This is a genomic window from Acinetobacter sp. CIP 102136, assembly GCF_000369685.1.
In the GTDB taxonomy this organism is placed as follows: Bacteria; Pseudomonadota; Gammaproteobacteria; order Pseudomonadales; family Moraxellaceae; genus Acinetobacter; species Acinetobacter fasciculus.
On record NZ_KB850142.1, the window covers coordinates 588,827 to 603,100 of the forward strand.

The 14,274-nt window shown below is 43.6% G+C and carries 14 protein-coding genes; 12 read left to right on the plus strand and 2 right to left on the minus strand.

Annotated elements, in window-relative coordinates:
- Positions 1-17: 17 nt before the first annotated feature.
- The 10 genes from gspL to F893_RS08305 all read left to right on the plus strand — a co-directional run bounded on the left by gspL (position 18) and on the right by F893_RS08305 (position 10,717).
- Complete coding sequence (gene gspL / locus F893_RS08260) at positions 18-1,157, plus strand: type II secretion system protein GspL (protein ID WP_004280090.1); 1,140 nt, start codon at positions 18-20, stop codon at positions 1,155-1,157.
- Positions 1,157-1,636 carry a type II secretion system protein GspM gene (gene gspM, locus F893_RS08265; protein ID WP_004280088.1) on the plus strand — a complete coding sequence of 160 codons (480 nt, stop codon included), beginning with the start codon at positions 1,157-1,159 and terminating at the stop codon, positions 1,634-1,636. The genes gspL and gspM overlap by 1 nt, the downstream gene beginning before the upstream one ends.
- A gap of 90 nt (positions 1,637-1,726) precedes the next feature.
- The gene (locus tag F893_RS08270) at positions 1,727-2,728 is read left to right on the plus strand and encodes a quinone-dependent dihydroorotate dehydrogenase (RefSeq protein ID WP_004280086.1); all 1,002 of its coding nucleotides are present in this window, start codon (positions 1,727-1,729) and stop codon (positions 2,726-2,728) included.
- A gap of 5 nt (positions 2,729-2,733) precedes the next feature.
- Positions 2,734-3,315, plus strand: coding sequence for a CvpA family protein (locus tag F893_RS08275; RefSeq protein ID WP_004280084.1), 582 nt, complete (start codon positions 2,734-2,736; stop codon positions 3,313-3,315).
- 24 nt (positions 3,316-3,339) lie between these two features.
- On the plus strand, positions 3,340-4,875 hold the full coding sequence (gene purF / locus F893_RS08280) for an amidophosphoribosyltransferase (RefSeq protein WP_004280083.1): 1,536 nt from the start codon (positions 3,340-3,342) through the stop codon (positions 4,873-4,875).
- A gap of 89 nt (positions 4,876-4,964) precedes the next feature.
- Complete coding sequence (locus F893_RS08285) at positions 4,965-6,854, plus strand: M48 family metalloprotease (protein WP_004280081.1); 1,890 nt, start codon at positions 4,965-4,967, stop codon at positions 6,852-6,854.
- Positions 6,855-7,058: 204 nt separating this feature from the next.
- Positions 7,059-7,703 (plus strand): hypothetical protein, encoded by a 645-nt coding sequence (locus tag F893_RS08290; protein WP_004280080.1) that lies wholly within the window; start codon positions 7,059-7,061, stop codon positions 7,701-7,703.
- A 22-nt stretch (positions 7,704-7,725) separates the two neighbouring features.
- On the plus strand, positions 7,726-8,691 hold the full coding sequence (locus F893_RS08295) for a 2-hydroxyacid dehydrogenase (RefSeq protein ID WP_004280079.1): 966 nt from the start codon (positions 7,726-7,728) through the stop codon (positions 8,689-8,691).
- Positions 8,692-8,807: 116 nt separating this feature from the next.
- On the plus strand, positions 8,808-10,250 hold the full coding sequence (locus tag F893_RS08300; protein WP_004280078.1) for a M48 family metalloprotease: 1,443 nt from the start codon (positions 8,808-8,810) through the stop codon (positions 10,248-10,250).
- Between the two features lie 107 nt (positions 10,251-10,357).
- The gene (locus F893_RS08305; RefSeq protein ID WP_005251454.1) at positions 10,358-10,717 is read left to right on the plus strand and encodes a hypothetical protein; all 360 of its coding nucleotides are present in this window, start codon (positions 10,358-10,360) and stop codon (positions 10,715-10,717) included.
- A 69-nt stretch (positions 10,718-10,786) separates the two neighbouring features.
- On the opposite strand, the gene F893_RS08310 is transcribed toward F893_RS08305, so the two are convergent.
- Positions 10,787-11,233 (minus strand): GatB/YqeY domain-containing protein, encoded by a 447-nt coding sequence (locus tag F893_RS08310; RefSeq protein WP_004280076.1) that lies wholly within the window; start codon positions 11,231-11,233, stop codon positions 10,787-10,789.
- A 33-nt stretch (positions 11,234-11,266) separates the two neighbouring features.
- Complete coding sequence (rpsU, locus tag F893_RS08315; protein ID WP_001136722.1) at positions 11,267-11,482, minus strand: 30S ribosomal protein S21; 216 nt, start codon at positions 11,480-11,482, stop codon at positions 11,267-11,269.
- 147 nt (positions 11,483-11,629) lie between these two features.
- On the opposite strand from rpsU, the gene tsaD reads away from it, so the two are divergent.
- Complete coding sequence (gene tsaD / locus F893_RS08320) at positions 11,630-12,646, plus strand: tRNA (adenosine(37)-N6)-threonylcarbamoyltransferase complex transferase subunit TsaD (RefSeq protein ID WP_004280030.1); 1,017 nt, start codon at positions 11,630-11,632, stop codon at positions 12,644-12,646.
- Positions 12,647-12,850: 204 nt separating this feature from the next.
- Positions 12,851-13,810, plus strand: coding sequence for a sensor domain-containing diguanylate cyclase (locus tag F893_RS08325; RefSeq protein ID WP_004280029.1), 960 nt, complete (start codon positions 12,851-12,853; stop codon positions 13,808-13,810).
- The last annotated feature ends 464 nt before the right edge of the window (positions 13,811-14,274 follow it).

Consider the following 14,274-nt stretch of genomic DNA (forward strand, 5'->3'; position numbering starts at 1 on the left):
ACGGCAGAACACAATCAATGTTGTATTTATGGATGCCAGAAGCCAATGGGGTTTGGCAATGGTCAACTGGGGAGTTCTGGAACACTGCGCACACACTTGAGCAGCTGATTCAGGATATACAAGCTCATCATGGCGAAGAGGCAGTGGTATTTTTCCCGAGCCGTCATGTGCAAATTTTGCAGCAGACCTTGCCCAAGAGCCAATATAAGAAAATGGGCAATGATGGCATTAAATATTTGCTCGAAGAATATGTGGTGCTGCCGGTAGATGCCATGAAAGTGCTGCATCATTTTCAACAGCCGGATCAGATCAGCATTATAGGAATTGCGAATTCTACGCTTGAGACCTTGCAACATGCTTTAAGCCTGATCCCGGTCAAGCTAGCAGCTTTGTTGCCGGACTTTTTGGTGCTGCCGATTCCTGAGGCCAACCAGCGTGTGATTGCTCAAATTGGTGGGCGTTTGCTGGTGCGCGAGTCGGAATATATCGGTCAGTCGCTAGATGATCTGAGCCTTTATCTGGATTATCAGCCCAAGGACCTCAGCTATAAGGTGAGCAACCTGAATCAGGAGCAGTTGCGTAGTCTTGAAGCACTGGTCACTCAGGAGCAACTGGAGTCTTTCCAATATGGAATTCCTGTACTGAAAAAACCGAAACAGCATCCGTTTAATGTCTTGCCTAAAGCAAAATCCGATGGTGCTATTTCCGGCTACTGGAAAGCCTGCGCGGCAGTTTTTCTGGGTATTTTGGTGTTGCAGTTTAGTTATGATGCTATGCGCTGGTATCAATATAAGAAAGTGGCGAATCAGACTGCTGCGCAAGCCATTGACCAGTTTAAATACTGGTTTGGACAAAATTATCCGGTCACTGAGCAGAATATCAAAAGTCAGTTTGAAGGGCAGTTGCGTCAAAGCCAGATTGCAGATACGCATGCATTACAGCTGATTAGTCGGGTGGGGCCTGTCTTGATGCAAAATCAGATTGTGGCACAACGGGTGAATTATGATGCTTCTGTGCTAAGTATGGAACTTAAAGCCAATTCATCAGAAACGTTAAATGCACTGACCACACAATTAAGCCAGCAAGGCTTTAAGGTGGAGCTGGGGAATATTCAGGCCAGCGGAACAGCTGCGATCGGACTGGTGAGGATTCAATAATGAAAGGCATTGAAGCGCTACAAAATCGTATGGATCAGTCTTTTGAAAAACTGAGTGATTATCTGGACAGCTTGTCGGTACGTGAACGGGTAATGGTGATTTTTACCACTGTTTTTGTGATTGTGGCGGCAGTCGGTTCTGCACTCTGGTATATGCATCAGGCGGCAGATACCCAGCAAAAACGCTTAAATCAGCTGAAAGATACCATTGTTTGGATGCAAAGTAATGCAGTAACCATGAAACCGGCTGGGGACACCCAACTGGATGCAGCGGAGAAAGTACAGCGAGTCGCACAGCAGCAAGGATTGTCGGTGGCTTCCCAGCAAATGGAAGGAAAAATTCAATTGGCGGTCATGCATGAAAATTATGCAGTACTGGCAAATTTCCTGACTCAGCTGGCACAAATGGGGCTAAGTATCGAGAAAATGGAACTAAATAATGAGGCAGGACAGATTAAATTAACGGCGACCATACAATAAACGGTAAAAATAAAGATTTGCAAAGCATGGTTTTTTTGTCAGCCTATGCCTATAATATGCCGACTTAAAAAGCAGTAGACTTTTCTGGATATGTTGTATTCTCTAGCCCGCCCTTTGTTGTTTTCTTTAGCACCAGAGCGTGCACATGAGCTGACATTATCACTATTGAAATCATCCCATAAAATGGGCTTGATGCGTCAAAACGTTGCTGCGAAACCTGTGACCTGTATGGGAATCGAATTTCCCAATCCGGTAGGTCTTGCGGCAGGTTTGGACAAAAATGGTGCCTATATTGACGCCCTTGCCGGTCAAGGTTTTGGTTTTATTGAAATTGGTACCATTACCCCGCGACCGCAAGCCGGCAATCCTCATCCGCGTTTATTCCGTTTGCCACAGGCCAAAGCCATTATTAACCGTATGGGCTTTAATAATGATGGCGTGGATCAGCTGGTTGAAAATGTCAAAGCGGCCAAATTTAAAGGTATTCTCGGTATTAATATCGGTAAAAACGCTGATACTCCGGTAGAAAAAGCAGTAGATGATTACCTCATCTGTTTAGAAAAAGTCTATAATTATGCTTCTTATATTACCGTCAATATTTCTTCTCCCAATACCAAAAACCTGCGCAGCCTGCAAAGTGGTGATGCACTCACCGAACTGCTGGAAACATTGAAGAAGCGTCAGCTTGAATTGGCTCAGGAATACCAGCATTATGTACCTTTGGTACTCAAAGTGGCGCCTGATCTGGATAACAGCGATATTGCCTTTATTGCCAAACAGTTATTGCAATTCAAGATCGATGGTCTGATCGTGACGAATACCACACTGTCACGTGAAGGGGTAGAGGGTCTGGAGCATGCAGAGGAAGCGGGCGGTTTGTCTGGCGCGCCAGTATTTGAGAAAAGTACCGCATGTCTGGCTGCATTTGCTGCGGTATTAAAAGGACAAATTCCATTGATTGGTGTGGGTGGTATTCTTTCAGGTGCAGATGCTGTTTCCAAGAAACAGGCAGGCGCCAGCCTTGTACAGGTTTATAGTGGCCTCATCTATACTGGACCTAAACTTGTAAAAGATTGTGTAGACGCACTTTAAATCCTATGAATGCCATTGATATCTTTCTACTGATTATCTTGCTCATTGGAGGGCTCAACGGTTTGCGTCAAGGATTTATTAAAGCCTTTGCGAACTTAGTGGGATGGATCTTTGCCCTGATTGTTGCGGCAAAATATTCAACGCTACTTGCGCCGTCTATGGTTGCTCTGAGTACAGATCCAGTTGTACAAAAGATTGCGGCCTTCGCCTTTATCGTCCTGCTGATTGTAGTTCTGACCTGGATCGTTACTGCACTGTTGAACCGTATTTTAAAGAGTCTTAAACTGGGTCCTCTCAACCGTCTGGCTGGTGGTGTCTTTGGTAGCCTGAAAGGTTTGCTCATTGTCCTGATTACCATGCAGGGGATTGGTCCGTGGGTAGAAAGCTCGCCGCACTGGAAACAGTCCAAGTTTATTCAAGCCTTATTGCCTTATGCGCCTTGGGCGACTCAAATGTCGAAAGAAGCCGCGAATGGCGCACTACAACATATCAAGCCTGAAGGGGCATCGAAACCTTCAGCTTCATCATCTGAAACATCGTCCAAGTCTGGAGTTGCAGATGAGTCTACAAATAATCCTTTTTATTAATCCTAGCTTGTCTGCGAGGTTGCTATGTGTGGAGTAGTTGGTATAGCTGGTAAATCACCCGTTAACCAAATGTTGTTTGATGCATTAACGATGTTACAACATCGTGGACAAGATGCAGCTGGGATCGTGACATGTGATGAAGGACGTTTATTCCTGCGCAAAGACAATGGTATGGTACGTGATGTATTCCATACCCGTCATATGCGTGCTTTGAAAGGAAATTACGGTATTGGTCATGTGCGTTATCCAACAGCCGGTTCATCGAGCAGTGCTGAAGCACAGCCGTTTTATGTGAACTCGCCGTACGGGATTACCTTGGCACATAATGGTAACCTGACCAATGCCGAAGAAATTCATGATGACCTGTTCAAAACTGACTTGCGTCATATGAACACTGATTCTGATTCGGAAGTCCTGCTAAACGTGTTGGCGCATGAATTGCAAAAACATGGCAAATTGGTACCAACGTCAGAAGATATTTTCCATGCGGTAACACGTGTGCATGAGCGTTGTAAAGGTGCTTATGGCGTAGTGGCGATGATTACCGGTCAAGGGCTGGTGGGCTTCCGTGATCCAAATGGTATTCGTCCACTGATCTACGGTTCACGTGAAACTGAACAGGGTATGGAATATATCATTGCTTCTGAGTCGGTTGCGATTACTGCACTGGGCTTTAAAGTTGAGCGTGATATTTTGCCTGGTGAAGCGGTATTTATTGATTTAGAAGGTAATTTTTTTACCAAGCAATGTGCGGCGAATGCTGAATACCGTCCTTGTATTTTTGAATATGTTTATTTTGCCCGTCCAGATGCCATCATTGATGGAATCTCGGTGTATAAAGCACGTTTGAAAATGGGTGAGAAGCTGGCGCAAAAAATTCTGCGTGAGTGGGGTGAAGAGCATGATATTGATGTGGTGATTCCGATTCCGGATACTTCACGTACTTCAGCGCTAGAACTTGCCAATATGTTGGGCGTGAAATTCCGTGAAGGTTTCATGAAAAACCGTTATATCGGCCGGACCTTCATTATGCCTGGTCAGCAGCTGCGTAAAAAATCGGTACGTCAAAAACTGAACCCGGTTGAGCTTGAGTTTAAAGGTAAAAACGTACTGTTGGTGGATGACTCGATTGTCCGTGGTACGACCTGTAATGAAATTATCCAGATGGCTCGTGATTCTGGTGCGAAAAAAGTATTCTTCGCTTCTGCAGCACCGATGGTGAAATATCCAAACGTTTACGGTATTGATATGCCGGCGAAATCTGAGCTGATTGCATCGGAACGTAGCGTGGAAGAAATCCGTGAAATTATTGGTGCTGACCGTCTGATTTTCCAGGATCTGGAAGATTTGAAAGATGCGGTAAGAACCACCAAAGTACCGGATGTCAAAGACTTTGATTGTTCAGTCTTTGATGGCATCTATGTTTCGGGCGGTATTGATGCGCAATATCTGGATGATCTTCAGCAAAAACGTAGTGACAGTGCCATGAAAGAAAGCAATTATATTGATGTCAATATTGATGCAGCTTCAGTGGATTTGACTGGCGTACGCGAAGTCTAAGTAGTTAAAATCATCATGAAAAAGCGGGAATTTCCCGCTTTTTTGTTTTATGATGAGCCCATTGAAAATCATCATTTTAGGATTCTGCATTGCGAAACGTAGGATACGATTTTATAAAAAACAAAAATATAGTACTGCCTGTAAGTTTTTGCCTGATTGCAATTCTGTTGACTATTTTTATTATTAATACCGTTGTTGGTCTCTTTGTTTTTTATACTGATCCTAGCCAGTCAATCTTCTGGCATGCGCTGAGTCCTTACCTGATTGCTTTGTTGTTATGTGCCATGATGATCTCGGTCATCTACGAGTTTTATATTTTTCGGAATGGTGGTTATTCACTGGCGAAGCAGTTGGGTGCGCGTCGGTTGAGTCCGATGGACAGTATTCCAGAAGAAAGTGCTGCACTGCACATTAACCAGCAGCTGGCAGAGACTTTTCTGATTGATGTTCCGGCGGTATATGTGCTGCCCGATGAAGTTGGTGTCAATGCATTGACGGCAGGTTTTAGTCCGCGGGATACCGCAATTATCCTGACTTGGGGTGCGATACAAACACTGGATAAAGTCGAGCTGTATGGCTTGCTCAGCCATGAATTCAATAAAATTCTCTCTGGTGAAGCTGCGGAAAATACCCGCCTGAAAATCCTGTATAGCAGTTTAACCACGTTTAGTCAGTGTGGCAGTAAGATTGCCAAGTCCGGTTTTTATCGAGCGGGTAGTCCGCGTGAAAACAAGTTTGAAACTTTCTATGTTGCAGTCGGTGCGGTGATCTGGCTGATTGGTAGTTTGGGTGTTTTGATTTCCCGTTTTATTAAATATATTTCACTGGGTGGTCGGACCTATAAAAATGATCGAAAGACCCGACGCCTAATTCAAAATGATGCCAATATTCAGACTTTACTCAGAATCCATGTGCATCATTCTGGCTCCCAGATTTATAGTGAATATGCTGAATCCATTTCACATATGTGCTTTGCCAATTCCTTGAGCCCACAAAACTGGCTGAATATTCATCCCCATATCAATCAGCGGATTTATGAATTAAATCCTGCCTTGATTCAGGACTTACAGCTTGAGAATCTGAAAAAACTCAAAAATCAGCCTTTGTTTAGTTTGTTCCGTTCTTTAGAAGAAGTGGTGCCTGAAACTGCAATGAGCTGGAGCTCGCCACAACCTTTGCCATTATTGCGGCTGTCTCCGATCAGTTTTGCGATTAAAGATGCGATCAAACCACTGAATCCGGAACTTCGGCTCAAGATGCCACGTCCGGAACTGATTGAGCGTGCATTACAAACGGCAACCGGTTCTCGTGAAGTGATGGTCGCCATTTTAATGATTCGTCAATATCGTGAATTTATTCCGACTGAGGCTGAAGTCAGCCGTGCCATTGTAGATTCATTGCTCAATCTGGACGGGCGGGTGCATATTTCGATTTTTCAGCAAGCCTGCAAGAATATTGGTGGCATGCCGACAACTGTCGCACGGCAGTTTTTGATGAAGCTGGCACGGATCATTCAGGAAGATGGCGAAATTGGCCTGTTGGATGCATTATTACTGGAATGTGTGAAATATGAGTTAAATCTGCTTCCTGCACATACGCCTACAGCACTCGATGAGGTCAAGCCACAGATTGTGCGTTTGATCGACGCCTTGCTGCATGTACAGCAGATTAATAGCGGCAACCAGCTTGAGGTGCGGGAGCGGATTTTAAACCGGATTCTGACCGCTCAGGAACTGGACTTATATAATGAAATTTCTGATGAGCCGATTGATCTAGCAGAAATCCTGAATGATATTGCGGGGCTATTATTGCGTGATCGCCTCAGTATTTTAGGTATTGCAGAGGCCTGTTTGTGGAGTGATCGTATCGTGACACAGGATGAGTTGGACGTGATGGAGCTGTTGTATTGGCGCTTGGGTTTTGAGGCAGAACAGGTCGTTCAGCAAATGTTAAAGAAGAACAGTTTAACCATTCTGTAGAAAATAAATGACAACGCGCAGCTTTAGCCGGAATCTGTTATAACAGCAGGAATGGTTTAATTGTGTATTAAAAGCACGGTTTTTAGCAGACAGCTAAACTTTGTACTAGAATCCATCAGGATAAAAAAGAAAAGCTGAAAAAGTTCGGCAAAGCACAGGCAATCCGGCTAAAATGTTCAGCCTGAAATTGGTGATGATGAAAAGATGATTGGGCATCAGCGTGACATACTGGCAACATTAGGAATCGATCTCTGGATTCCTAGGGACAGCGCATGTCAGCCGCACCAGGTTTCGATCTGGCGTGATCAGGCTGCACCTGAATTTCACACCGATATCGTCTTACCACAGCCTGCTTCCGTAGAGGCGTTGGCTGATCTACCGATTCCTGAGCCAGAGCCAATTGTTACGCTTAAGGTTGATACACCACCTGCGGCACCGACTCACATTGCACCTGTTCAGGAACAGCGTGAAATCGTACAAATCCCGCCATTCAGTTTGCAGGCTTTAAGTCTGGCACATTGCAGTATCGTGATTGATGCAACTGCAATGACCGAAGACACCCAGAATTTATGGGGCAATATCCAGCGTGCAGTCCCAGGTGAGTTTCATGAGCTGAACTGGCCATTTCCCTGGGCCAATGTTCAGGATGGACATGGTGTAGAATCCTATATTCAGGGTTTTCTGGATGGAATGAGTGCAGAGAAAAATATTATTTTCCTCGGGCCTGTAGCGCATATATCAAATACGAAAATGATCCAGTTGGCATCTTTACAAGAAATGCTGGATCAGCCGATTCTAAAAAAACGTTTATGGCAGTTTATGCAAAATAGGACTGCCAGTCTGGGATAATCTTGCTGTGGAATAAAAATAGATGAAACAAAAAGTGGTTGTATTTAGTCAAATTGATACTGATATTCAAAACAAGCTGGAACAAAATTATCAGGTTAGTTATATACAACCGAAGCTAGGCGATGTGAATCAACAGCTTTTGCAGCAGGTTCAGGATGCTGATGGCATGATTGGCGCAGGGCGCTTGTTGAATCGCGATAATCTGGCCAGTGTCACCCGGTTAAAAATTATCTCCAGTGTCAGTGTCGGTTATGACAACTATGAACTGGATTATTTAAATGAAAAGAAAATTTATCTCAGTCATACGTCGCATGTACTGACTGAAACCACTGCTGACCTGGCTTTCACTTTACTGATGTCAGCAGCACGCAAAGTGGCTTACTTGGATCAATGGACCAAGCAGGGACAATGGCAGCGTACCGTGGGCGAAGCACAATTTGGTATGGATATTTTTGGAAAAACCCTCGGAATTATTGGTCTCGGTCATATTGGAGCTGCAATCGCACGTCGTGGTTTTTACGGTTTTAATATGAATATTCTGTATCATAATCGTCGGGAAAAACCAGAACTTGCTCAAGGGTTGAATGCGAAATATTGCCAGCTTGAGGAACTGTTACAGCGTTCTGACTTTGTGGTCGTTGCAGTAGATTTGAATGCGGATTCTAAGGCGCTGATTGCGACAGCGGAATTGGCTAAAATGCAATCCCATGCAGTATTGGTCAATATTTCACGTGGCTCGGTCATTGATGAACAGGCATTAATTTCAGCTTTAAAAGCCAAGCAGGTTTTTGCTGCCGGTCTGGATGTGTATCAGAAAGAGCCGTTAAAGGAATCGGAATTATTCCAGTTGGATAATGTGGTTACATTGCCACATGTGGGTTCGGCCACTGCAGCCACCCGTAAAAAAATGGCAGAACTGGCTTATCAGAATCTTGTTGATGCCTTGGAAGGACGAGTGCCCCGTTATGTGGTCAATCCGGAATTTTAAAATGCATCTGATTCGTCGTTTAAATGGTATTAAAAAATAACATTTTCTTGCGTCTCTGCTCATTGTTCAATGCTATATTCAAGATAAATTAGATCGGCAGGATTAGAGATTTTTCATTGAAACGATTGGCGCTGGCGTGTGGCTTAAGTCTGTATATGGTAGCAGGGCACGGCTCTAACCATGATTTTAATCAAGTAAATGTACAATTTTCTGTGCCTGATATTGGTACAGGCGTCGGCTTACTCGATCAACAAAAAGAAAAAATGATCGGTGAAAAAGTCTATCGTGAAGTGCATAAACAAATGCCAGTCATGCAGAATCCATGGCTTGAAGATCAACTGCTTTCGGTATTTTCTCATATACTGAGTCAAACTCAGTTACAACAGCCGATCGGTTTGCTGGTGATTAATGATCCGCAAATTAATGCTTTCGCCGTACCGGGTGGCCTCTTTGCACTTAATGCTGGTCTGATTAATTCAGCCCGAAACATGGATGAAGTGGCAGGAGTGATGGCGCATGAAATTGCACATGTCACACAACGTCATTACAGTCGTTCTCAGGATGCATTTAAAGGCCAAGGTTTACTGGCGCTAGCCGGAATTCTCGTCGGTGCTTTGGTCGCTTCTCAGGCAGATGGTGATGTCGGCACAGCGGTCATGATGGGTTCACAGGCAGTACTTCTAGATAAACAGCTCACCTATAGTCGTAATCAGGAGCGCGAAGCAGACCGGATCGGGATGCAGTATATGTACCGTTCTGGCTATAACCCGCATAGCATGGCAGACTTCTTTGAGGTCATGCATCGCTCGACCAGCCGATTGAGCTTTCTGCCAGATTTCTGGTTCACTCATCCACTCACCACAGAGCGTATGAGTGAAGCGCGTTTACGTGCCAACCAGCTTCCTGCGGTGAAACGCAATCTCAATGATCAAGACTTTGAAATTATCAAGTGGTATAGCAGGGTATTGTCTGGTCAGACCAATGCAGAGCAGCTTATCCTGATGGACCGGCAAAATAATTTTGCAGGCCAGCTTGCCTTAACTGCCTATCAAATACAGCAAAGTGATTTCCAGGCCGCGCAGGCCACTTTAGATCGAGCAAAAAAGCATAACCAGATGCATCCTTTACAGGTTTTATTCCAGACTGATATTTATTTAGCTCAGAACCAGCTTGATGCAGCTTTGGAAAGTGTAGCGTCAGCAGCGCGGATCATGCCGGAAAATCGAGCGCTCAATTATAAATATGCAGAAGTGCTGATTCGCGCCAAGCAACCCGATAAAGCAAAAGTTTTAGTGCAGCGATTTCTAAATGCCAATTCACGGGATGTCAGTGGCTGGCGACTAATGCAACTGGCTGCCAATGCAGAGCCAGATTCGCCGATTAAGGCTGCTAATGTGCTGCGCTATCGTGCAGAAGTAGAATACTGGTCAGGATATGAAGAAACTGCCATCAAATCATTATTACATGCACAGCGTAGCGTAAAGAATAATCAATCTTTATCGTCCACCATTCGCCAGCGTCTGAAGCAGATGCAGCAGGCACATCAATATAAGATTTAAAGCTGAACTGGGTTTTAAGTTTTTGTATCAGGATGATATAGCAAGAATATATTCAATCAGGCTACAATATTTTTGAAAGATCAGCGTGAATCAAATTGAAGCATAATATGAAAAAAATACTATTGGGCGTGTGTCTACTGGGGTGGAGTTATGGGGTTTTTGCTGCGAGTGCAGTTGAATATGTGGAAACGATAGAACGAATTAATGCGGATTATAAAAAGGAATCGCGTCAGTTTTTAAGTGGTTTAAATCCGCAGCAACAGGGATTTAGTCCTGAGCAGAATGCAAAATTTTGTGGAATTGTAGGACGCTATGTTGATCGTTTATATCAAGCCGCTGACCAGAATCGTGCTTATCTAAATCGTCAGTTTCAAAATATGAGTAAACAGGATGTAATTGTAGAAGTGAAATCGTCTAAAGAGATGCAATTACTTAAGCGTTATCAGGTCGATTGTAATTTGCAATGAGAATACGTCAGGAACTGTCTTTGATTAAAGGCAGTTCAACGTTAAAGAGGAAATGCTAGAGAGTATGGATTAAGCAAGTTGCGCTTTGATTTTGGCGGAAACTTGTGCAGGATCGGCGCGCCCGGCTATGAGCGGACGCAGAGAATTCATCACCTTACCCATATCTTTCATGCTAGTAGCTTGTTGCGCTGCAATAGCTTGCGCAATCATGGAATCAAGTTCTTCCTCAGTCATAGCTTCTGGTAGAAACTGAGACAAAATCTCAATTTCGGCTTGTTCCTTACTAGCTAAATCATCTCGGCCAGCGCCTGCAAAGGCTTTAACCGATTCTTTACGTTGTTTAATTTGTTTTTCAATGACCGCAAGAACCTGAGCGTCGTCAAGTTCTTTGCGCTCATCGACTTCGATTTGCTTAATTGCTGCCTGTAGACTACGAATGACCGTCAGCTTGGACATTTCTTTGGCACGCATTGTTGCTTTCAAAACATCCGTGATTTGGTCTTTTAAAGTCGTCATTATTTATTCCAGGCAATCAATCACAAATTAATCTTAGTAAAGGCGAGTTGTACGTACTGATTCACGCGCCAATTTCTTTTGGTAGCGTTTAACAGCAGCAGCTTTTTTGCGCTTACGTTCTTGAGTTGGTTTCTCGTAGAATTCACGCTTACGTACGTCAGCAAGAACACCCGCTTTTTCGCATGAACGTTTGAAACGACGGATAGCTACGTCTACTGGTTCGCCTTCTTTCAATTTAACTTGTGGCATGAAGAATCCTCATATCAGTTAGGGTAAGATCTCGGGCTGAATTGCCCTCAATCACAAGTGAAGGTCAGCATTTTACTCATTTACATCTCATACCACAAGTCTATAATAGTTGCTGCAATAGAATTGATACAGGTTATAGGCAGTTTAATGATCGTTTTAGGCTTGGAAACGTCGTGTGATGAAACAGGACTTGCGCTGTATGACAGCGAGTTGGGTTTGCGCGGACAGGTGCTTTATAGCCAGATTAAACTGCATGCAGAATATGGCGGTGTAGTTCCAGAGCTGGCGTCACGTGATCATGTGCGTAAACTGATTCCACTTATCAATGAGCTGCTTGAACAGAGCGGCGTGAAAAAATCAGAAATTGATGCAGTCGCATATACCCGTGGCCCGGGTCTGATGGGCGCACTCATGACCGGTGCATTGTTTGGTCGTACTTTGGCCTTTGCGCTGAATAAACCCGCAATTGGTGTGCATCATATGGAAGGTCATATGCTGGCACCTTTATTGTCAGAAACTCCGCCTGAGTTTCCATTTGTCGCATTGTTGGTATCGGGTGGACATTCTCAGCTCATGGCTGCTTATGGCATTGGCCAGTATGAACTCTTGGGTGAATCCATTGATGATGCGGCAGGCGAAGCATTTGATAAAGTCGCGAAGATGATGGGTCTGCCGTATCCGGGTGGCCCGAATATTTCCAAACTGGCAGAGCAGGGCGATCCAAATGCATTTGCATTCCCGCGACCAATGCTGCATCAAGGTTTAGAATTTTCATTCAGTGGTCTAAAAACCGCAGTTTCTGTACAAATGAAAAAACTCGGTGATGAAAACCGCGATGCCGATATCGCTGCCAGTTTTCAGGAAGCCATTGTCGATACTCTGGTGAAAAAGTCGGTGAAAGCACTGAAGCAAACGGGGCTTAAACGCCTGGTGATTGCGGGCGGTGTTAGTGCCAACAAGCGTTTACGTGAGCGTTTAGAAGCAGATTTAGCCAAGATTCGTGCATCTGTTTATTATGCTGAACCTGCACTCTGTACAGACAATGGTGCCATGATTGCTTTTGCGGGCTATCAGCGTCTCAAAGCAGGACAGCATGATGGCTTGGCTGTGACGACAACTCCACGTTGGCCAATGACGGAACTGACTAATCCGACTGAGGCATAGATTTCAGGCTTGAAGAAAAGAGGCTTAGGCCTCTTTTTTATTGTGAATTTTTAAATGAAAACTTATAGCAACGGTATGTTGTAAATATATAGTTTTATAGCTGTATTTAGAACTCTTATATTCTATTGAAACTGGAAAAATAGTTTAATAGCTTAAGTTGATATCATGCATATTTTTACAGGTTTGCAGCAGAGGCAATCTCGAATGGAAAATATAAATTTCAAAAGTTTTCAGGATGCTGGAGAGGCGGTGTTAAAGTTTTTGCATCAGCATTTTGGCTTTAATTTATGGATGATCACCCGGGTAGAAGGCCAAGACTGGATTGTGCTGCAAAGTGAAGATCATGGTTATGATATACGACCCGGTCAAGTGTTTCAGTGGGCTGATTCTTTTTGTTCTCATATGGTCGCAGGTAAGGCCCCGAGAATTGCCCCCCGCTCTGAAGAAATTCCTTTATACGCCACAGCGCCGATTAATCAGCAGGTCTGTATAAAATCTTATATTGGTCAGCCACTCCTTAAAGAAGATGGCAGTTTGTTTGGAACACTCTGTGCGATTGATCCAGAAACCAAATCGGAAGCTATTGTGCAAGATATGCAACTGGTCGAGTTGTTGGGACAATTGCTCAGTTCGATCTTGCAGGCAGAATTACGTCAGAGTGAGCAGATAAGACAGCATGAATTATTGCAGGAAGAAGCCAGTAAAGATGAATTGACCGGGCTCTATAATCGCCGGGCCTGGGAAAAACTGCTGCGAGCTGAAGAAGAGCGTTGCAAGCAATATGGTCATCCCGCCGCTGTATTATTTATTGACCTGAATGACCTAAAAAAGGTGAATGATAGTTTGGGTCATGATGAAGGTGACAGGCTGATTCAAAATGCGGCTCAAGTATTACGAGATAATGTACGGATCAACGATATTGTTGCCCGTTTGGGTGGTGATGAGTTTGTGATTCTTAGCGTAGAAAATGATGAAACGGGTACTGAAAGTTTAGTGGATCGTTTAATTAATGCCTTTGCAGCAGCAAACATTGGCGCAGCGATTGGTATGGCGATGCGTCATCCGAGTCAGGGTTTATTTGCAGCGCTCGCACAAGCGGATCAGAACATGTTTGAATATAAACGTCGGAAAAAATCCAGTGAATCCGTGAGCAATCTCAAATAATTTCTGCTTAAAATTTTCTGTAAATGATTAAGTATCTCATATCATAAAAATGATCATTTTCTATGCTCTAAAGTCATCCTATCTTTCAATATTCTCTTTCATAATCATGAATGAAAAGTTGAACATGATTCTCCATAAAAAGAAAATTCAATCCATCTTTAACTTAACAATTACAAATTTTATAAGCTTTGTTGCAAAGTAAATTGATTTAATTAAATGCGCTTTAATTGTATTGAAAAGTGACACTGGTAAGGAACAAGATTCACATAAGCACTTCATTTCTTATGATAATTGTTGTTTGAAATATACATTAAAATTACAGAACCAAAAATTTCTTTGTTTAAAGATAAAGCGATATCGAAGGATAAAGCTGGCTGCCAAGAAAAAATATCACCGGCAGAAATAGCATTTGAGCTGTTCAGTTTCGAGAAGGCCAATCTTTAGTGATCACCAAATAAAAATGC